This is a genomic window from Ralstonia sp. SET104 (genome assembly GCF_003851545.1).
In the GTDB taxonomy this organism is placed as follows: Bacteria; Pseudomonadota; Gammaproteobacteria; order Burkholderiales; family Burkholderiaceae; genus Ralstonia.
In genome coordinates this window covers 79,961-97,922 of the sequence record NZ_BHVX01000002.1, presented here as the reverse complement: position 1 = coordinate 97,922, position 17,962 = coordinate 79,961, and the positions used below count along the sequence as shown (strand labels likewise).

17 protein-coding genes are annotated in these 17,962 nt (G+C 63.7%); 4 read left to right on the top strand and 13 right to left on the bottom strand.

The genetic code is table 11. The annotated features are described in order from the left end of the window. Positions 1–92: 92 nt before the first annotated feature. Positions 93–1,172, top strand: coding sequence for an NAD(P)/FAD-dependent oxidoreductase (locus tag PSUB009319_RS03075; protein ID WP_124380794.1), 1,080 nt, complete (start codon positions 93–95; stop codon positions 1,170–1,172). 88 nt (positions 1,173–1,260) lie between these two features. Here PSUB009319_RS03075 and PSUB009319_RS03070 read toward each other — a convergent pair whose 3' ends face one another. Continuing rightward, positions 1,261–2,178 carry an alpha/beta fold hydrolase gene (locus PSUB009319_RS03070; RefSeq protein ID WP_124380793.1) on the bottom strand — a complete coding sequence of 306 codons (918 nt, stop codon included), beginning with the start codon at positions 2,176–2,178 and terminating at the stop codon, positions 1,261–1,263. A gap of 79 nt (positions 2,179–2,257) precedes the next feature. Next, entirely contained in the window at positions 2,258–3,100 is an 843-nt protein-coding gene (locus PSUB009319_RS03065; RefSeq protein WP_124380792.1) for a ferritin-like domain-containing protein, read from the bottom strand. Positions 3,101–3,227: 127 nt separating this feature from the next. Between PSUB009319_RS03065 and PSUB009319_RS03060 the strand changes: the two genes are divergently transcribed. From PSUB009319_RS03060 to PSUB009319_RS03050, 3 genes are all read left to right on the top strand, one after another. Beyond that, positions 3,228–3,755 carry a gamma carbonic anhydrase family protein gene (locus PSUB009319_RS03060; RefSeq protein WP_124380791.1) on the top strand — a complete coding sequence of 176 codons (528 nt, stop codon included), beginning with the start codon at positions 3,228–3,230 and terminating at the stop codon, positions 3,753–3,755. Then, positions 3,752–4,765 (top strand): Hsp33 family molecular chaperone HslO, encoded by a 1,014-nt coding sequence (locus PSUB009319_RS03055; protein WP_124380790.1) that lies wholly within the window; start codon positions 3,752–3,754, stop codon positions 4,763–4,765. The genes PSUB009319_RS03060 and PSUB009319_RS03055 overlap by 4 nt, the downstream gene beginning before the upstream one ends. Positions 4,766–4,869: 104 nt before the next feature. Next, the gene (locus PSUB009319_RS03050) at positions 4,870–5,283 is read left to right on the top strand and encodes a hypothetical protein (protein WP_124380789.1); all 414 of its coding nucleotides are present in this window, start codon (positions 4,870–4,872) and stop codon (positions 5,281–5,283) included. Positions 5,284–5,341: 58 nt separating this feature from the next. Here PSUB009319_RS03050 and ftsB read toward each other — a convergent pair whose 3' ends face one another. The 11 genes from ftsB to PSUB009319_RS02995 all read right to left on the bottom strand — a co-directional run bounded on the left by ftsB (position 5,342) and on the right by PSUB009319_RS02995 (position 17,962). Further along, positions 5,342–5,677 (bottom strand): cell division protein FtsB, encoded by a 336-nt coding sequence (gene ftsB, locus PSUB009319_RS03045; RefSeq protein ID WP_124380788.1) that lies wholly within the window; start codon positions 5,675–5,677, stop codon positions 5,342–5,344. A 91-nt stretch (positions 5,678–5,768) separates the two neighbouring features. After that, on the bottom strand, positions 5,769–7,052 hold the full coding sequence (eno, locus tag PSUB009319_RS03040; RefSeq protein ID WP_009238483.1) for a phosphopyruvate hydratase: 1,284 nt from the start codon (positions 7,050–7,052) through the stop codon (positions 5,769–5,771). A 47-nt stretch (positions 7,053–7,099) separates the two neighbouring features. Further along, positions 7,100–7,390 carry a DUF1330 domain-containing protein gene (locus PSUB009319_RS03035; protein ID WP_124380787.1) on the bottom strand — a complete coding sequence of 97 codons (291 nt, stop codon included), beginning with the start codon at positions 7,388–7,390 and terminating at the stop codon, positions 7,100–7,102. Between the two features lie 74 nt (positions 7,391–7,464). After that, positions 7,465–8,319, bottom strand: a complete 855-nt coding sequence (kdsA, locus tag PSUB009319_RS03030) for a 3-deoxy-8-phosphooctulonate synthase (protein ID WP_124380786.1) — start codon at positions 8,317–8,319, stop codon at positions 7,465–7,467. Positions 8,320–8,340: 21 nt separating this feature from the next. Further along, complete coding sequence (locus PSUB009319_RS03025; protein ID WP_124380785.1) at positions 8,341–10,005, bottom strand: CTP synthase; 1,665 nt, start codon at positions 10,003–10,005, stop codon at positions 8,341–8,343. 91 nt (positions 10,006–10,096) lie between these two features. Beyond that, entirely contained in the window at positions 10,097–10,918 is an 822-nt protein-coding gene (locus PSUB009319_RS03020) for an alpha/beta fold hydrolase (protein WP_124380784.1), read from the bottom strand. A gap of 20 nt (positions 10,919–10,938) precedes the next feature. Next, a complete protein-coding gene (locus PSUB009319_RS03015; protein WP_124380783.1) occupies positions 10,939–11,841 on the bottom strand; it encodes a peptidase in 903 nt (300 codons plus the stop codon). A gap of 83 nt (positions 11,842–11,924) precedes the next feature. Next, a complete protein-coding gene (locus tag PSUB009319_RS03010) occupies positions 11,925–12,770 on the bottom strand; it encodes a transglutaminase family protein (RefSeq protein WP_124380782.1) in 846 nt (281 codons plus the stop codon). Between the two features lie 69 nt (positions 12,771–12,839). After that, positions 12,840–13,790 carry an alpha-E domain-containing protein gene (locus tag PSUB009319_RS03005; RefSeq protein WP_124380781.1) on the bottom strand — a complete coding sequence of 317 codons (951 nt, stop codon included), beginning with the start codon at positions 13,788–13,790 and terminating at the stop codon, positions 12,840–12,842. A gap of 59 nt (positions 13,791–13,849) precedes the next feature. Further along, a complete protein-coding gene (locus tag PSUB009319_RS03000) occupies positions 13,850–15,334 on the bottom strand; it encodes a circularly permuted type 2 ATP-grasp protein (protein WP_124380780.1) in 1,485 nt (494 codons plus the stop codon). Positions 15,335–15,439: 105 nt separating this feature from the next. Beyond that, positions 15,440–17,962 carry a DNA internalization-related competence protein ComEC/Rec2 gene (locus tag PSUB009319_RS02995; RefSeq protein ID WP_124380779.1) on the bottom strand — a complete coding sequence of 841 codons (2,523 nt, stop codon included), beginning with the start codon at positions 17,960–17,962 and terminating at the stop codon, positions 15,440–15,442.

The window sequence follows — 17,962 nt, the reverse complement described above, 5'->3', positions numbered from 1 at the left end:
TTCGGAAGACCCGACTGCCCGTGGCGGTGTTTGCGGCGAGCCGCTTGCTGCAGGCTATAGTGGCCACATTGTTTCGTTCTCTGCGCTTTGTCATGACTTCCGCCGCCACCCTCCCCACCGATTCCGCCCAACCCGTGGAGCAACGCATCGACGTGCTGATCGTGGGCGCCGGGCCGGTTGGCCTGTTCGCAGCGTTTCAGGCGGGCGTGCTCGGGATGTCGTGCGTGCTGGTGGATGCACTGGACCGCCCGGGTGGTCAATGCACTGAGCTGTATCCCGAAAAACCGATTTACGACATCCCAGCCCTGGTGTCGTGCACGGCGCAAGAACTCGTCGACCGGCTGATGGCGCAATGCGCGCCGTTCAACTATCCGATCCTGTGTGGCCGCCGCGCTGAAACCGTGGAGACACTGGAGGGCGAGCATGGCCGGCGCTTTCGCGTCACCACAAGTGCTGGCGATGTGTTCGACTGTGCGGCCGTACTTATCACCGCAGGCAACGGCGCGTTTACGCCGCAACGCGTGGCCCTGCCCGAAGCGGCCGCGCTGGAAGACCGCCATCTGCACTACGCCGTGCGCGACACCGCCCGCTTCGCGGGCAAGCGCGTTGTCATTGCCGGCGGCGGAGATTCGGCACTCGACTGGGCGCTGGCGTTGCGCAAATTGGCCGCGCGCGTGACATTGGTGCATCGGCGAGAAGGTTTTCGCGCGGCCGAGGCAAGCGTCGTCGAAATGCGCGCCGCCGTTGCTGCCGGTGAAATGGATTTCGTGCTCGGCATGCTCTCCCGCCTGGACAGCACACCCGACGGCACACTCACCGGCGCGGCCATCCGCGGGCGCGAAGGCGAAACCGTTGTGCCCTGCGATGAACTGATCGCGCTGTACGGCCTGGTCTCCGAACCGGGACCGATCACCAACTGGGGCGTGGACATGCGCGCGGGCCGCATCACGGTGGAGACCACGGCTTACGAAACCTCAAGACCGGGTGTTTTTGCGGCGGGCGATATCGCGCTGTATCCGAACAAGCAGAAGCTGATCCTGTCGGGCTTCCATGAGGTGGCGATGGCGCTGCGCCGCGCTTACCGCTACGCCAATCCGGACAAGACGCTCGTGCATACGCATTCGAGCAACGACGCCGGGCTGCAAACGAAGCTGCATGTGACGGCGGACTAAGTCGTCCGCATGCGTGCACCGTCCCCGGAAACCTGCATCCCGCCGCTGCCCGTCGTCGTGCAACGGTTTCTCGACTGAGCCCCGGGGCTCAACGCTGCAAGCAGAATTCCTCGATCAGCGCGGCCACCTGCTCGGGCTGATCGTGATGCAGCATGTGCGCTGCATCCGCGATCAATACCTCCCGAAAATCAGGAAACGCCGCAAAGCGCGTCTTGAACTCGGGCAACGGCACATCGCCGGCAATGGCCTTCAACGTGGGCGAATCGACCGCCTCGACGTGCAACACGGGCGCAGTCACGCGGCGCCAGATCTCCATCACCTCATCCAGCCGATACAACTGCGGATTGATGATTTTGTGTGCAGGGTCGCCCAGAATCTCCCACCGGCCCTCGGCGTTCTGGCTCGACCAATGCTGCGCCAGGAATGCCGCCTTGTCAGCAGGCAAGCGTGGGTTGGTCTTCTGCAGGCGCGCGGCGACGTCTTCAACGGTGGCATAGGTGTTCAGGCGCGGTTTGTCCTTCAGCTCATCGAGCCAGCGCGCGTAGCGGCGCGGGGCCTGCGACGCCTTTGATGCCGACATGCCGAAACCTTCCAGATCGACCACACGCCGCACGCGCTCGGGCCGGATGCCCGCGTACAGGCAAACCACGTTGGCGCCCAGGCTGTGGCCGACGAGCGCCACCTGCCCTTCAGGCTGGTAGTGATCGATGATGGCTTCGAGGTCGGCCACGTAATCGGCAAACCAATAGCTCTCAACACCGGGGGCATCGGTGGGCCGGGCGGTCTGGCCATAGCCACGCCAATCCGGCGCCACGATGTGCCAACGCTCACGCAGCGCATCCACCAGAAACTGAAATGACGCCGACACATCCATCCACCCATGAAACAGGAACAGGATGGGCGCACCGGGCTCGCCCCATTCGCGGATGTGATAGCGCAAGCCGCGCACAGGCAAGTAAGTCGAGCGGGAGACTTGGCGCGCCGCAGGCCGTGTGGTGTAGTCCATGGTTTTCGTCACCGAATAGAAATCGAACGATCGTTCTTTTTCTGGGGATTATAGCGGCGGACGGCCAATATCGTGGCGCTTAGAACGTGGCTTCCAGCGCGGCGATTTCGTCGTCGTCAAAGCCGGCCTGACGGCGAGCTTCAAGGTTGAACGGCCCACGCAGCCGCGGTGCTCCGTATTGTTCGGCCAGCGCGCGATACGTCGGCACGGGGTCCAGCCCGGCGCGCTCGCACAGCCAGCGGTACCAGCGGTTTCCGACTGCCACGTGACCGATCTCGTCGCGCAGAATGATGTCGAGGATGCCGGCGGCCGCCATATCGCCCGCCTGCGCCAACTTGGCGCGGATCGGCGGCGAGGCGTCAAGCCCGCGTGCTTCCAGCGTGCGCGGCACCAATGCCATGCGCGCGAGCGGATCGGGGGCGGTCTTCTCCGTCATCTGCCAGAGGCCATCGTGGGCGGGGTGATCGCCGTAGCGGCAATCCAGCGTGGCCAGATGAGCGCAAAGCATTGAAAAGTGCGTCGCCTCCTCCGCCGCCACGCGCGTCCAATCCTGGTAGAACGCGACCGGCATGCCGGCAAAGCGCCACACGGCGTCCAGTGCGAGGTTGATGGCGTTGAATTCGATGTGCGCGAGCGCATGCAGCAGCGCAGCGCGTCCACGCGGCGTATCGATCGCACGGCGGCGCGGAACGGCGGCAGGTGGCACGAGCACCGGCACGTCTGGCCGACCGGGGACGCCGCTTGCCGGTGTGGCGATAACGTCTTCAGCGCCCCAGCTCGCATCGTCGGCGCTGTGAGCACGTTCGCCCAGTCGCAGCGTGGCGCCCACCTTGCTGGCAGGATCCGTAAGACACAGCGCCGCCAGGGCGGCCTGGCGCAGCGTGTCGGTGGGCGGTTGGGGGCAAGGCTGTGAAGCGGTCATCAGCGTACAATTTGGACTTTCCGCCATTTTAATTCGACGCATCGGCCTGCCGTGCTCGGCAAGCTTGAAGACGCGCGCTTTTTCCTCACTTACTGGCCCACTGAGGCAAATTCTGGAGACCGATCGCATGGCCCTCTACCAACTCGGCGACGTTGCCCCGACCATTGACGAAAACGCCTATGTGGCCCCGGAAGCGACCGTCATCGGTCGTGTGGAGCTGAAAGCGCGCGCGAGCGTGTGGCCGGGCGCCGTCATCCGCGGCGACAATGAGCCGATTACCGTGGGCGAGGCCAGCAACGTGCAGGAAGGCTCGGTGCTGCACACCGATCCGGGCTGCCCGCTGAATATCGGCAACCGCGTGACGATCGGCCACCAGGCCATGCTGCACGGCTGCACGATCGGTGAAGGCTCGCTGATCGGCATCCAGGCAGTGGTGCTCAACCGCGCGGTGATCGGTAAGAACTGCCTGGTGGGTGCGGGTGCGATCGTCACCGAGGGCAAGGTCTTCGAAGACGGCACGCTCATCCTGGGTGCGCCCGCCAAGGCCGTGCGCAAACTGACGGAAGACGACATCGCCAAGATGCACCTGAACACTGAAACATATGCAGTGCGCCAGGCGATGTACAAGCAGCAACTGAAACGGATTGATGGATGACTGACGAGCTGAAGAAATTTGTATTCGACGCCGCGCCCGTGCGCGGTGAACTGGTGCGCCTGCAAGGAACGTGGCAAGAGGTGCTGAACCGCCGCCGCTACCCTGCCCCGGTCAGCACGCTGCTGGGCGAGATGATGGCCGCCGCCGCGCTGCTGTCGGCCAACCTCAAGTTCAACGGCGCGCTGGTGATGCAACTGCATGGCGACGGCCCGGTGCACATGCTGGTCGTCGAGTGCAACTCCGACCTCTCCATGCGCGCCACCGCCAAGATCGCCGAAGGCGCCGTGATTGGCGATGACGCCACGCTGGCTGCCATGGTGAACGTACACGGCAACGGCCGTTTTGCCATCACGCTCGATCCGCAAGACAAGAAGCCGGGCCAGCAGCCGTATCAAGGCATCGTGCCACTGTCAGACGAAAACGGGCCGCTCGCCAGCATTACCGAGGTGCTTGAGCACTACATGCAAAGCTCTGAACAGCTCGACACGCGCCTGTGGCTGGCCGCCGACAACAGAGTCGCCTCGGGCATGCTGCTGCAGCGCCTGCCTTCGTATGGCGGTGCCATGGAGGGCCGCACGGGCCATACACCCGCGCAGGTGGGCGAGACCGGCCAGCCGCTGCACAAGGACGTGCAGGAGCAGGACCTCGACACATGGGAACGCGTTTGCCAACTCGGCAAGACGCTGCGCCGCGAAGAACTGCTTGAGCAGCCCATCGACACGCTCATCAAACGCCTGTACTGGGAAGAAATGGAAGCAGCCGGCATCCGCATGTTCGAGCCGCAAAGCCCGCGTTTCCGCTGCTCGTGTTCGCGTCTGCGCGTGGGTGCCATGCTGCGCACGCTCGGCCAACCCGAGGTCGACAGCATTCTGGAAGAGCGCGGCAAAGTGGAAATCGACTGCGAATTCTGCGGTCAGCACTACAGCTTCGACGCTGTGGATTGTGCACAGCTTTTCGCGCAAGAGACCGTCGCACAAGGCATCCAGGGCGCGCCCGAGCAGCGTCATTGAGCACAGCGACATCGTATAAAGAAGCGTGGCTCGCGGCACTTACCGGTACCGCCCACACGCTGAACCGGTTGTTTCGTCATCTGCCGCGCGTTGCGGAGCGCACCATGTCTGAGCCTACTATCCGGTTCTTGCGATTGTTGAATCTGCCACGACCCGGCGCGCTGGCGTTGCCTATGGTGGCAGCGCTGCTGGCGTCGGCCTGCGTTGCGGTCCCGCGTGGTCCGGGTGGTACGCCCTACACCGCGCGCCTGACGGACGACACACAAGCTGCGGCACCGACGCCATTGTCGGCGGACGAACGCAAGAAGCTCGATGCGCTGAATGCCAAGGCGCTGCGCGAATCCGATCAAGCCATCGAACGCGATGCTGAAGCGCGTGCCTACACGGCTACACCGTACTACGTACCGTATCCGTATTACGGAGGCTATTCGGTGTACTACGGCAGCGGATGGCGCCGCCATGACGGCTGGGGCGTGGGCTACGGCGCACCCGTCTGGGGCTATCCGTACTACTGGTAGGCCCGAGAAATTGCCTTGAAGACGAGCGCCTCATTCAGGATGCAAGCGCCCAGCAGGCTCAGTGATGGCCTTGTTGGCCTGCAGGAGGCGGCGGTGGCGGTGGGGTGTCGCTGATCTTCGGTGCCGGCGCGACAAATTGCACGAAGCCTTCGTCATCCTTGACCATCCCCAGCTCATAGCGTGCGCGCTCTTCAATGGCGCCCGTGCCTTCCTTCAGATCCTTCACTTCGCCTTCGAGCTTGGTGTTGCGCTGCTTCAGTTCAGCGTTGCGCTGATTCTGCGCCGTCACCTGCTTCTGCATGTCCCACACGCGCAGCCAGCCGCCCTTGCCCAGCCAAAGCGGGTACTGAATGGCAAGCAACAGCAGCAACAGGAACAGCGTAATCAGGCGCATAGAGACAAGCGTTGGCGGTACTCGGGCTCCAAATGCCATGCGACCGCCAGAGCGGCGGTCGCACGGTCACGCAGAGCGAAACTGCGGGGGATTATCGCAGGTTATAGAACGCCGACTTGCCCGGGTAGCTAGCGATATCACCGAGGTCTTCTTCGATGCGCAGCAACTGGTTGTACTTGGCCATGCGGTCCGAGCGCGACAGCGAGCCCGTCTTGATCTGGCCAGCGTTCGTGCCAACGGCAATGTCGGCAATGGTGCTGTCTTCGGTTTCGCCCGAGCGGTGCGAGATCACGGCGGTGTAGCCCGCGCGCTTGGCCATCTCGATGGCGGCAAACGTCTCGGTCAGCGTGCCGATCTGATTGATCTTGATGAGGATCGAGTTGGCGATGCCCTTCTCGATGCCTTCCTTCAGGATCTTGGTGTTGGTGACGAACAGGTCGTCGCCCACCAGTTGCACCTTCTTGCCGAGCTTCTCGGTCAGCGCTTTCCAGCCGGCCCAGTCGCTCTCGTGCATGCCGTCTTCGATCGACACGATCGGGAACTTGTCGGCCAGGTTCGCCAGGTAGTTGGCAAAGTCTTCCGATGACAGTTGCAGGCCTTCGCCTTCCAGGTGGTACTTGCCGTCCTTGTAGAACTCGGAAGCAGCGCAATCCAGCGCCAGGAGCACATCTTCACCGGCCTTGTAGCCAGCCTGCTCGATGGCCGACAGGATGGTGTTCAGGCACTCTTCGTTGCTGGCGAAGTTCGGTGCGAAACCGCCTTCGTCGCCCACGGCCGTGCTCATGCCCTTGTCCGCCAGGATCTTCTTCAACGCGTGGAAAATCTCGGCGCCGCAGCGCAGGGCTTCACGGAAGCTCGACTGGCCAACCGGCATCACCATGAATTCCTGGATGTCCAGGCTGTTGTTGGCGTGCGCACCGCCGTTGACGATGTTCATCATCGGCACCGGCATCTGCATGGCGCCCGAACCGCCGAAGTAGCGGTACAGCGGCAGGCCGGCTTCTTCGGCAGCAGCCTTGGCCACGGCCATCGACACGGCCAGCATGGCGTTGGCGCCCAGGCGGCTCTTGTTCTCGGTGCCGTCCAGGTCGATCAGGGTGCGGTCCAGGAAGGCCTGTTCCGAAGCATCCAGGCCCATGATGGCCTCGGAGATTTCAGTGTTGATGTGCTCGACGGCCTTCAGCACGCCCTTGCCCAGGTAACGCGACTTGTCGCCGTCGCGCAGTTCGATGGCTTCGCGCGAGCCGGTGGAAGCGCCCGACGGCACCGCGGCGCGGCCCATCACGCCCGATTCCAGCAGTACGTCGCATTCGACGGTGGGGTTGCCGCGCGAGTCCAGCACTTCGCGACCGATGATATCTACGATGGCACTCATGTAATCCCTCTTGGTGTCATTAAAGCAGGTGAAGCAAGTGGCCGGGCTCAGATGCCTTCAACCACGATCATATTCATCTTGGCAGCCTTGACGCGCGCCTCACGCGCGGCGCGATACTCCTCGCTGTCATGGAAAGCCTTGGCAGCGTCATAGCTCGGAAACTTGAGCACAACGATACGGGTGGGGTTCCACTCGCCTTCCAGTTGCTCGGTCTTGCCGCCGCGCACCAGCGGCTCTGCACCGTGCACTTGCATGGCCTTGGTCGACAGCACCTTGTATTGCTCGTATTGCACGGGGTCCGTCACGTCCACGTACGCGAGGATGTAGCCAGCGGCCATGTGTCTCTCTCCGGATGCAGCAACAAACGACGACGGCAGCATACGCTGCCGCCGGTCTGGGTGGGATCAGTCAATCAGTCGAACTGATTCTCCAGGAAACCGCTGCGCTTGGTGAGCGCATCCAGTTCTTTCAGTACTGACAGCAAGTCTTTCATGCGACGCAGCGGCACGGCATTCGGACCGTCTGATTTTGCACATGCGGGATCGGGGTGCGTTTCCATGAACACGCCCGACACACCCGCGGCAATGGCTGCGCGGGCCAGCACCGGCACGAACTCGCGCTGACCGCCCGAGCTGGTGCCCTGACCGCCCGGCAACTGCACCGAGTGCGTGGCGTCAAACACCACTGGCGCACCCGTCTCGCGCATGATCGCCAGCGAGCGCATATCCGACACGAGGTTGTTGTAGCCGAACGAGGCACCGCGTTCGCAGGCCATGAAATTGTCTTCCGGCAGACCGGCATCGCGGGCAGCGTGGCGCGCCTTGTCGATGACGTTCTTCATGTCGTGCGGCGCGAGGAACTGGCCCTTCTTGATGTTGACAGGCTTGCCGCTCTGCGCGCAGGCGCGGATGAAATCGGTCTGACGGCACAGGAAGGCCGGCGTCTGGAGCACATCCACAACGCTGGCCACCGGCTTGATCTCGTCGATCTCGTGAATATCGGTCAGCACCGGCACGCCCACCTGGCGACGGACTTCTGCCAGGATGCGCAGCCCCTCTTCCATGCCCAGACCGCGGAACGACGCGTCCGACGAGCGGTTCGCCTTGTCGAACGACGACTTGTAGATGAACGGAATGCCCAGGGCACCCGTGATCTCCTTGAGCGTGCCGGCGGTATCGATCGCCATCTGCTCAGACTCGATCACGCAGGTGCCGGCAATCAGGAAGAACGGTTTGTCGAGGCCGACTTCGAAATCGCAGAGTTTCATGATGTTCCCGTGCGCCGGCCCTTAGGCCACGGCGCGTTGCGCGTTCTGCTGACGATGCGCCAGCGCGGCTTCCACGTACGCCTTGAACAGCGGGTGGCCGTCACGCGGCGTCGAGGTGAATTCCGGGTGGAACTGCACGCCGACGAACCACGGGTGCATCGAGCTTGGCAGCTCCATCATTTCCGGCAGGTTTTCCGACGGCGTGCGCGCCGAGATGATCATCCCGGCCTTTTCCAGCTGCGGCACGTAGTGGTTGTTCACCTCATAGCGATGGCGATGGCGCTCGTTGACCTCTGCGCCATAGATCGTCGCCGCCTTGGTGCCCGACTGCACCGGCACGCGCTGCGAGCCCAGGCGCATCGTGCCGCCCAGGTCGGAGTTGGCCGAACGCTTTTCCACCGCACCGTCACGATCCAGCCACTCGGTGATGAGGGCGACCACCGGATGCTCGGTCTCGTCGTTGAATTCCGTGCTGTTGGCGTCCTTCATGCCGGCCAGGTGGCGGGCGAATTCGATCACGGCCAACTGCATCCCCAGACAAATGCCCAGATACGGCACGCCCTTCTCGCGGGCGTACTGGATCGCGCGGATCTTGCCTTCCGTGCCGCGCTTGCCGAAGCCGCCCGGCACCAGGATCGCGTCGAGCGAATCCAGCACTTGCACGTGGCCCGATTCCAGCTCTTCGGAATCGATGTATTCGATGTTGACGCGCGTCGAGGTATGCAGACCGGCGTGGCGCAGCGCCTCGATCAGCGACTTGTACGATTCCGTCAGATCAACGTACTTGCCGACCATGCCGATCGTGATCTCGTGCTGCGGGTTCTCCAGCGTGTGCACCATATGTGCCCACACCGACAGATCCGCCGGCGGCGCCTCAATGCGCAGTTCTTCACAGATGATGCGATCCAGCCCTTGCTCGTTGAGCATTTGCGGGATCTTGTAGATGGTGTCGACATCCCACACCGAGATGACCGCGTCCTGCGGCATGTTGGCGAACAGCGAAATCTTCGCGCGCTCATCATCGGGAATCGGACGATCAGCGCGGCACAGCAGCGCGGTCGGCTGCACGCCGATTTCGCGCAGTTTCTGCACCGAGTGCTGAGTCGGCTTGGTCTTCAACTCGCCGGCACTGGCGATGAACGGCACCAGCGTCAGGTGCGCGAACGCCACCTGGTTACGGCCCAGGCGCAGGCTCATCTGACGCGCGGCTTCCAGGAACGGCAGCGATTCAATATCGCCCACCGTGCCGCCGATTTCCACGATCGCCACATCCGCCTTGCCGTCGTGCGATGCTGCAGCACCGCGCTCGATGAAGGCCTGGATCTCATTGGTGATGTGGGGAATGACTTGCACCGTCTTGCCGAGATACTCGCCGCGGCGTTCCTTGCGGATCACGGATTCGTAGATCTGGCCGGTGGTGAAGTTGTTCGACTTGCGCATCTTGGCCGAGACAAAGCGCTCGTAGTGGCCAAGATCGAGGTCGGTTTCTGCGCCGTCTTCGGTCACAAACACCTCGCCGTGCTGGAACGGGCTCATGGTGCCCGGGTCGACGTTGATGTAAGGATCGAGTTTGAGGAGGGTGACTTTGAGGCCGCGCGACTCAAGAATGGCCGCGAGCGAGGCGGCGGCGATGCCCTTGCCGAGTGAGGACACTACGCCACCGGTAACGAATACGAACTTGGTCATGACCTAGCTTGCCGGGGAAAGCCGGATTATAGCAAAGGTGCCTTGTTCGATCCGTGACAGAACGGTGGAATTTGCCCCAGAACAGGGTTGTTTATGCCGCGTGCCGCATGGCGCCTGCATTCGCGCGCATTTCGTTGATCAACTCACGGATCAGCTGGGCGGTTTCCAGTGGCTTTTCCATTGGATACAAGTGGCTGCCCTCGATCCAGCGCAGCTTGCTGCCGACGATGCGCCGGGTGGCACCCAGCCCGACCTGGCGGATTTCACGCGAACGCGTGCCGGCCACAAAGCTGACCGGAAACGGCGTGCCGCCTGCAACTTTGCGCCCCATATTGGTCGGCAGCGTTCGGTAGATCTGGTATTCGATTTCGCGTGAGAAACGCAGTGTGCGCTCGCGGTCACGGCCGGTGGGCTCGGTACCATGCTCCACATAGTCACGAAGCACGTCTTCGTCCCACCGATCGAACTTGCGCTTGGCCTTGAAGTGATTCCAGACGGAGTCGAGATCGGGCCACAGATGGCGCCGGTTCTTGGTGGCAGCTGCCGGCGATTGGCTTTCGTCAATATCCAGCCACTGCGCCACGCGCAGCAGCTTGGCGCGCCATCCGGCAATGATCGGTGAATCGAGCATCACGACGCCGCGCACGCGCTCGGGCCGCCGCAGCGCAGCCATCAGGCTCAAAAAGCCGCCCAGCGAATGACCGGCCAGCCAGACCGGCTCGGGCTGCGCGTCGATTTCCGCCAGCAGTTCTTTCACCAGCCCCGGCCAGGAACGTGTGACCGGAAAGCGCGGATCGTGCCCAAAACGCTCCACCGCGCGGATGTCGAATTCATCACCGAGCACGCCCAGCATCTTGCGATACGTGCCGACCGGAAAGCCATTGGCATGCGAAAAGAGCATCACGTCGCGCATCGCGAGGTCCTGTATCGGGTTCAGTGCGACTTCTGCGATCCGCCTGCCACGCGCTGGATCGTGGACACCTGCTCCAACGCGGGGCCCGGTGCGCGTTGCGGCATAGCAGGCGCGTCCGCGGCGGGCGGTGCAATGCGTACGGGCTCGACCTCGATGGAAGGGTGCCCTTCGCGGCGCAGCGGATGCAACGGCGACGTACTGGCCTCCCAATCCGGATCGTCGATCTCGGCAAACACCTGGCGCAGGCGCTTGCCCCACGTGCCGCGAATCATCGCGAAATACGGGTTCTCTTCGTCGATGGCGACAAAGCGCGTCACGCGCAACGAGTCAGCCTCGTAGACCAGCAGATCAAGCGGCAAGCCCACCGAAATATTCGACTTCAGCGTCGAATCCATCGAGATCAGTGCGCATTTGGCAGCTTCGTCCAGCGGCAGCGCCGGGCTGACCACGCGATCGATGATCGGCTTGCCGTACTTGGCCTCGCCGATCTGGAAATAACAGTTCTCGGGCGTGGCTTCAATGAAATTGCCCGCCGCGTAGACATTGAACAGGCGCGGGCGCTCCTCGCCGATCTGCCCACCAAAGATAATGCTGACGTTGAAATCGATCTTGGCTTTGGCCAGTGCGGCGGCGTCGCGGTCATAGACGTCGCGCACGGCCTCGCCAACGATCGTGGCGGCCTCGAACATGTCCCGTGCCGTCCACAGCGAGCGCGGCTTGTCGCGCGCCTCGGCCAGCACTTGGCGCACGGCCTGGCTGATGGCGAGATTGCCTGCCGTCAGCAGCACCATGACACGATCGCCTTCGCGCTCGAAGACGGTCATTTTGCGGAACGTGGAAATGGCGTCGACGCCCGCGTTGGTGCGGGAGTCGGACAGGAAAACAAGGCCTGCGTCCAGGCGCATGGCGACGCAATAAGTCATGGGCGAAACGAAAAGCGGCAACGGTGGGTTGAAAGCATTCTAGCGCGCCGATCGGAACCCATCCGCGCGCTTGGAAGCGATACTCAATTCACCTCGGCAGCCTCGGCGGGCAGTGGCTCGATGGAAATGCTGACATCCAGCGTCTCGGCACCCCCGCCCTGCCGCACACCGCGAACGGGCGCGGCGGACTGGTAGTCGCGTCCGACCGCCAGCCGGATGTGGCGCGCATCGGTAAAACATTGATGGGTCACGTCGATGCTGCACCACGTGTGCGATTCGGCATCGAGGCAAACGTCAGCCCAGGCGTGGCTGGCGAGGTCTTCTTCGCCCACTGCATAGAAGTAGCCGCTGACGTAACGCGCCGGCACACCCAGTGCCCGGCAGCACGCGACCATCACCTGCGCCTGGTCTTGGCATACCCCTGTGCCCAGGCCAAACGCCTCGGCTGCGGTCGTGCCGACGTGGGTGGTGTTGGGCTTGTAGCGCACGCGCTTGGCGATCGCTTGCGCCAGACGCACTGCGGATTCTGCATCGCCGCGCGCCAGCGCGTGCTCATGCGCAAAGGTGACCATCTCGGGCGGCGCGGAAGTCAGCGGAGTGTCGCTCAGAAAGTACAACGGCGAAACACGATAGCGCCCTTCCCCCGGCGCATCTGTAAAACGTTGGCTGCCGGGCGTGCCGGCGGGAAATGCCTCGACAACGCCGCGCGCGTCGATGATGACGTCTTCCGTGCGATTGCCGAGCGTGAAGTGATGGACGACGTTGCCAAAGCCGTCGGTGGCGCGCGTAAGGTTGCCGGGCGCATGGATCTGCCAGCTATCCACCTGTTGCAGCGCGCCGCTGCGAGGCGTCAACCGTAGCTCATGCACGCTGTGGCGCAGCGGCTCGGCATAACGGTAGACCGTCGTATGTCGAATTTGGTATTTCACGATGACACGTGCGCCACCCGAAAGCGGCGCCCCGTTGTGTGCACGATGCCCTGCACGAATGTCCGCACGTCAAGCCGCCTCAAGCGGCACCAGGAAATCCTGGCTGATGCCGTTGCCCAGGTCGCCAATCCGCTCCAGGAAGTTGGTCAGCCATGCATGCAGGCCAACCGCAAAAATATCGTCGATGCGGGCGTACCGCAGGTCGGCGTGCAGTTTACCAGCGCGACGCTCCGTCTCCGCCGACTGGCTGTTACGCACGGTAGAGAGAATGTCGACCACTTCGTCCATGCTGGCCAACAGGGAGCGCGGCATGTCGCTGCGCAAAATCAGCAGCTCCGCCACGCGCGTCGGCGTGATGATGTTGCGATAGATCTTGCGGTAGACCTCGAAGCCCGAAACAGAGCGCAGCGTGGCAGCCCAATGATAGAAGTCGCCCTGCTCGGCGGCGGCTTCGTCGCGCGTGGGGGTGGACTGGAACTTCACGTCGAGCAACCGTGCGGTGTTATCAGCACGCTCCAGGAAGGTGCCCAGGCGCATGAAGTGGAACGCGTCGTCCGTCAGCATGGTGCCGACCTGCACGCCGCGCGACAGGTGCGAGCGGAACTTCACCCACTCGAAGAATTGCGACGGATCATCGCGCAGCATGCCCTCGGCGATCAGCCGCTGCACATCCAACCAGGTGGTGTTGATGGTCTCCCACACCTCGGTCGTGATGGAGCCGCGCACGGCGCGGGCGTTCTCGCGCGCGCCGCGCAGGCAGCTCATGATCGACGACGGATTGGTCATGTCACGGACCATGAAATCGATCACGTCATCGCGCGAGAGCAGGCCGTAGCGCTCGTCAAACACCTGCGTAAGTTCAGAGATATCGAGCATCGCCCACCAGCCCTGCTCCGCCACTTCCGCCGATTGCGGCAGCAGCGAAGTCTGGTAGTTCACGTCGAGCATGCGGGCGGTGTTCTCGGCGCGTTCGGTGTAGCGCGCCATCCAGAAGAGGTGATCTGCGGTGCGGCTGAGCATGGCGTTTCCTATGGGTATTCGTTTATGTCGATTGCAATTGCGAGCCCGTCAGACTCCAATCAGCGCTCCAGCACCCACGTATCCTTCGTCCCGCCGCCCTGCGACGAGTTGACCACCAGCGAGCCCGCCCTCAGCGCCACGCGCGTCAGACCACCCGGCACCATGCGCACGTCCTTGCCTGACAGCACAAACGGGCGCAGATCGATGTGGCGAGGCGCGATGCCGGCTTCCACGTACGTCGGGCAGGTGGACAGCGCCAGCGTCGGTTGGGCTATGTACTGATCGGGGCGTGCCTTAACGACCTCGCGGAAGGCAGCAATCTCTTCCTGCGTGGCGGCCGGGCCGACCAGCATGCCGTAGCCACCGGCACCGTGCGTCTCCTTCACCACCAATTCGCCCATGTGGTCGAGCACGTATTGCAGGTCATCGGGCCGGCGGCACATGTACGTCGGCACGTTGTTGAGGATCGGCTCTTCGTCCAGATAGAAGCGGATCATCTCCGGCACGTACGGATAGATCGACTTGTCATCCGCCACGCCGGTGCCGATGGCATTGCAGATGGTGACGTTACCCGCGCGATAGACCGACAGCAGCCCCGCCGCACCCAGCGAGGAATCCGGGCGAAACACCAGCGGGTCGAGGAAGTCGTCATCAACACGGCGGTAGATCACGTCGATTCGCTGCGGGCCCTGCGTAGTGCGCATGTAGAGATGATCGTCCTGCACGAAAAGGTCGTGACCTTCCACCAACTCCACGCCCATCTGCTGGGCCAGGAACGCATGCTCGAAATACGCCGAGTTGTACATGCCCGGTGTGAGCACCACCACGGTCGGGTCGGCAATGTTTTGCGGCGATACGCTGCGCAGCATGTCGAGCAGCATGTCCGGGTAATGCGCGACGGGCGCAACACGATTGCGCGCGAACAGCTCGGGAAACAGCCGCATCATCATCTTGCGGTTTTCCAGCATGTACGACACACCCGACGGCACGCGCAGGTTGTCTTCGAGCACGTAGAACTCGCCCTCGCCTGCACGCACGATGTCGATACCGGCCACGTGCGCGTAGATGTCGCGTGGCACGTTCACGCCAAGCATATCGGGGCGGTATTGCGCGTTGTTATAGATCTGGTCAGGCGGGATCACGCCTGCGCGCAGGATGTTCTGCTCGTGATAAATGTCATGCAGGAAGCGGTTGAGCGCGTCCACGCGCTGGCGCAGTCCGCGCTCGAGTTTGGCCCATTCGTTGGCCGGGAAGATGCGCGGGATGATGTCGAACGGGATCGTGCGCTCGGTGCCGCTGTTCGATTCATCTTTGTCGCCATAGACAGCGAAGGTGATGCCGACGCGGCGGAAGATGAGGTCAGCCTCGGCACGCTTGTTCTGCAGCGTGGTGGCGGACTGCGCGCCCAGCCATTCGGCGAAACGTCCGTAGTGGCCGCGCACCTCGCCCTGCTGGACAAGCGCTGCCGGGGCCGGCTCGGCGGCATGGGGGCTGCGGCCGCCGTCATGCCAGTTAAGCATTTCATCGTAGAACCGGACTGCCATGCTTTTCTCCCCCTGACGGCGCCGCGCGATGTACGCGGCACGTGGTTTTTATAGCACAGCGGTTTTGACCCCCACAATGGGGCCAACCCGTTGAGCCAGCAAGTTTTACGGCTGGGCGTCGAGAGCGCCGGCGGCCGTTGCCAGGGGTTCCACCTCCTGCGCGGAAGACCAGTACCGCCGCCGCATGGTGCGCGCAGTCTGAACGTCCAGCGCATCGCCGTCGGTCTGGATGACGACGGCACCAGTCTTGTCCGTACGCAAACCGTCGATATCGCGCGCCACATAGCGCTGCCATACCTGGGGATGCGGATGGCCGTACCGGTTGCGGTAGCCGACCTGGAAAACCGCCACCTGCGGAGAAACCGCGTCCAAGAACGCACCGCTGGAGCTCGTCTTGCTGCCGTGGTGCGGCACAAGCAAGATATCTGCCATCAGCCGTTCAGGGGTCTCGCGGGCGAGCAGCGCGGTTTCCTGGGCAGCATCAATGTCGCCGGTGAGCAGCGCGGCGTGCCGGCCATTGCCGATGCGCAGCACGCAACTGCGTGCGTTGCTGGTCATGCGCGCACCGTCGGCGGGCATGTGCACCGGATGCAGCACTTCGAAGACCACGCCATCCCACGTCCACGTCTGCCCAGCCAAGCAATCGGCGAAGCGAATATCGTGGGCACCGGCCACGCTGCGCAGCGCATGTCCCTGCGGCAAAGACGCCAACATAGTGCGCACCGGCACTGCCTCGATCACGGTTTTGGTGCCGCCTGCGTGGTCACTGTCTTCATGACTGATGACGAGGGTGTCGAGCGAGTCCATGCCATGCCCGCTCAGGTAGGGGGTGATGACGCGGGCGGCGGCATCGGCGTGGCCGCCGTAGCGGGGGCCGGTATCGAACAGAAGACGATGGTTGGCCGTCTCGACCAGCGCTGCGGCGCCCTGGCCGATATCAAACGCTACAAGGCGGAATTCGCCAGGCAGTGGCACAGGCAGGCGCGCCAGCACCATCGGCAAAAGGAGCAAGGCCCCTTGCGCCCGCCATGCCCACGCGCGCAGGCCACCGGGCAACAACAACAGCGCCACGCCGGCCATCGACAGCAGCAACGCCCACGCAGGCGCGACCGGCGCAACCCACACCGACCAGGTCGGCCTCGCCAGCCATTCGAGCCAAACAACCAGCCAACTGAAGCTCGCTTCGGCCAACGCCAGCACCGGCTGCGCAAGCGGATCAGGGAGTGCCGCGCCAATCAGCGCCAGCGGCGTCGTCACGAAACTTACTGCGGGAATCGCCAGCCCGTTGGCCGCTGCGGACACCACCGACGTCTGTTGAAACAACAGCAAAGTCAGCGGCAACAAGCCGAACGTGACGGCCAATTGAATACGCGTGCCGCCCGCCAACCCGCGCTGGGCGCGCGCAAACAAACCGTTTGCTTCGCCGTTGCGGCGGCCGTCAAGCACCATCTGCGCCGCGATGAAGATGACTGCCACCGCGCCGAACGACAGCCAGAACCCCGCTGACATGACCGCCCACGGGTCGACCACCGCCACCACAGCGGCCGCCCAGCACAGCGACAGGCTGGCCGGCACATTGCGGTCGGTCAGCCGGGCGATGACCACGGTAGACAGCATCAGCAGCGTGCGCTGCGCCGGTACGCCCATCCCGGCCAGCAGGCAATAGCCGAAGGCTGCCAGCATCGCCGCGATGGCGCCCGCGCGCGGGGTCGGCATGCGCAGCGGCAACGGCGTGCGCAGCCAGCGCGCGAGCCCGAACGAGCGGCGCCATAACGCCATCCAGAGCGCAGCAAAAAGCCCCGCGATCATCGTGATGTGCAGCCCCGAAATGCTGACGAGGTGGCTGATGCCGGTGCGGCGGAACAGCTCCCAGTCGTCGCGGGCGATGCCGCTCTGATCACCCACCACAAGCGCAGCGATGACAGGCGCATAGCGCGCATCGGGCAACGCCGCGAGGATGCGGCCTCGCACGCTGGCTCGCCACCGTTCCACGCCAATGCCAAAGCCGCTGCCCGCCTCGTCCAATGCGATGTTCTGAGCGCGCTTGCCCGTGCGCACGTAGCCAGTGGCGCGGATGTTGTCGGCCAGCATCGCGTACTCGCCATCGAAACCGCCGGGGTTGGTCAGGCTGTGCGGGCGCTTCATACGCAGCGTGAGTTTCCAGCGCTGGCCGGGCTGCAGATCAGGGATGCCGGCACGCCGGCCGCGCGCGGCATTTTTCTCGCCTGACCTACCCCAACCGCGCGTGCCGTACCACGACAGGCGCACGCGTGGCGGCACTGCATCGCCGGCGTCGCTGGATTCGATCTGGAAGAGAAAGCGCGTGGCGTCATCGCCGATTTGCGGCAGCTCGGCCACCACGCCGGTCGCGAGGATGTCCTTGCCTTCCCACGCGGGGGCGAGCGCTACAGACATGCGCTGTTGCGCGCGCCAATCGCTCCAGCCAAAGCCCGCCGTCATGGCGCTGGCGGCAAGTAATAGCGGAAACAGCGTTAGCCTGCGCCGCGCACCCACCGCCAGTAGCAGGCAGAGCGACAGAGCCCCCAGCGGCTGCCACACCGGCACCAGCGTCGCCTGCATCTGCAATGCCATGCAGCCCGCAACAAAGCCAATCAACCCCAAACGCAT

Bases quoted from the DNA above. Each gene is read 5' to 3' on its own strand.
- PSUB009319_RS03075 (WP_124380794.1), top strand. From the start codon at position 93: ATGACTTCCGCCGCCACCCTCCCCACCGATTCCGCCCAACCCGTGGAG.
- PSUB009319_RS03070 (WP_124380793.1), bottom strand. From the start codon at position 2,178: ATGGACTACACCACACGGCCTGCGGCGCGCCAAGTCTCCCGCTCGACT.
- PSUB009319_RS03065 (WP_124380792.1), bottom strand. From the start codon at position 3,100: ATGACCGCTTCACAGCCTTGCCCCCAACCGCCCACCGACACGCTGCGC.
- PSUB009319_RS03060 (WP_124380791.1), top strand. From the start codon at position 3,228: ATGGCCCTCTACCAACTCGGCGACGTTGCCCCGACCATTGACGAAAAC.
- PSUB009319_RS03055 (WP_124380790.1), top strand. From the start codon at position 3,752: ATGACTGACGAGCTGAAGAAATTTGTATTCGACGCCGCGCCCGTGCGC.
- PSUB009319_RS03050 (WP_124380789.1), top strand. From the start codon at position 4,870: ATGTCTGAGCCTACTATCCGGTTCTTGCGATTGTTGAATCTGCCACGA.
- ftsB (WP_124380788.1), bottom strand. From the start codon at position 5,677: ATGCGCCTGATTACGCTGTTCCTGTTGCTGCTGTTGCTTGCCATTCAG.
- eno (WP_009238483.1), bottom strand. From the start codon at position 7,052: ATGAGTGCCATCGTAGATATCATCGGTCGCGAAGTGCTGGACTCGCGC.
- PSUB009319_RS03035 (WP_124380787.1), bottom strand. From the start codon at position 7,390: ATGGCCGCTGGCTACATCCTCGCGTACGTGGACGTGACGGACCCCGTG.
- kdsA (WP_124380786.1), bottom strand. From the start codon at position 8,319: ATGAAACTCTGCGATTTCGAAGTCGGCCTCGACAAACCGTTCTTCCTG.
- PSUB009319_RS03025 (WP_124380785.1), bottom strand. From the start codon at position 10,005: ATGACCAAGTTCGTATTCGTTACCGGTGGCGTAGTGTCCTCACTCGGC.
- PSUB009319_RS03020 (WP_124380784.1), bottom strand. From the start codon at position 10,918: ATGCGCGACGTGATGCTCTTTTCGCATGCCAATGGCTTTCCGGTCGGC.
- PSUB009319_RS03015 (WP_124380783.1), bottom strand. From the start codon at position 11,841: ATGACTTATTGCGTCGCCATGCGCCTGGACGCAGGCCTTGTTTTCCTG.
- PSUB009319_RS03005 (WP_124380781.1), bottom strand. From the start codon at position 13,790: ATGCTCAGCCGCACCGCAGATCACCTCTTCTGGATGGCGCGCTACACC.
- PSUB009319_RS03000 (WP_124380780.1), bottom strand. From the start codon at position 15,334: ATGGCAGTCCGGTTCTACGATGAAATGCTTAACTGGCATGACGGCGGC.
- PSUB009319_RS02995 (WP_124380779.1), bottom strand. From the start codon at position 17,962: ATGCGTTTGGGGTTGATTGGCTTTGTTGCGGGCTGCATGGCATTGCAG.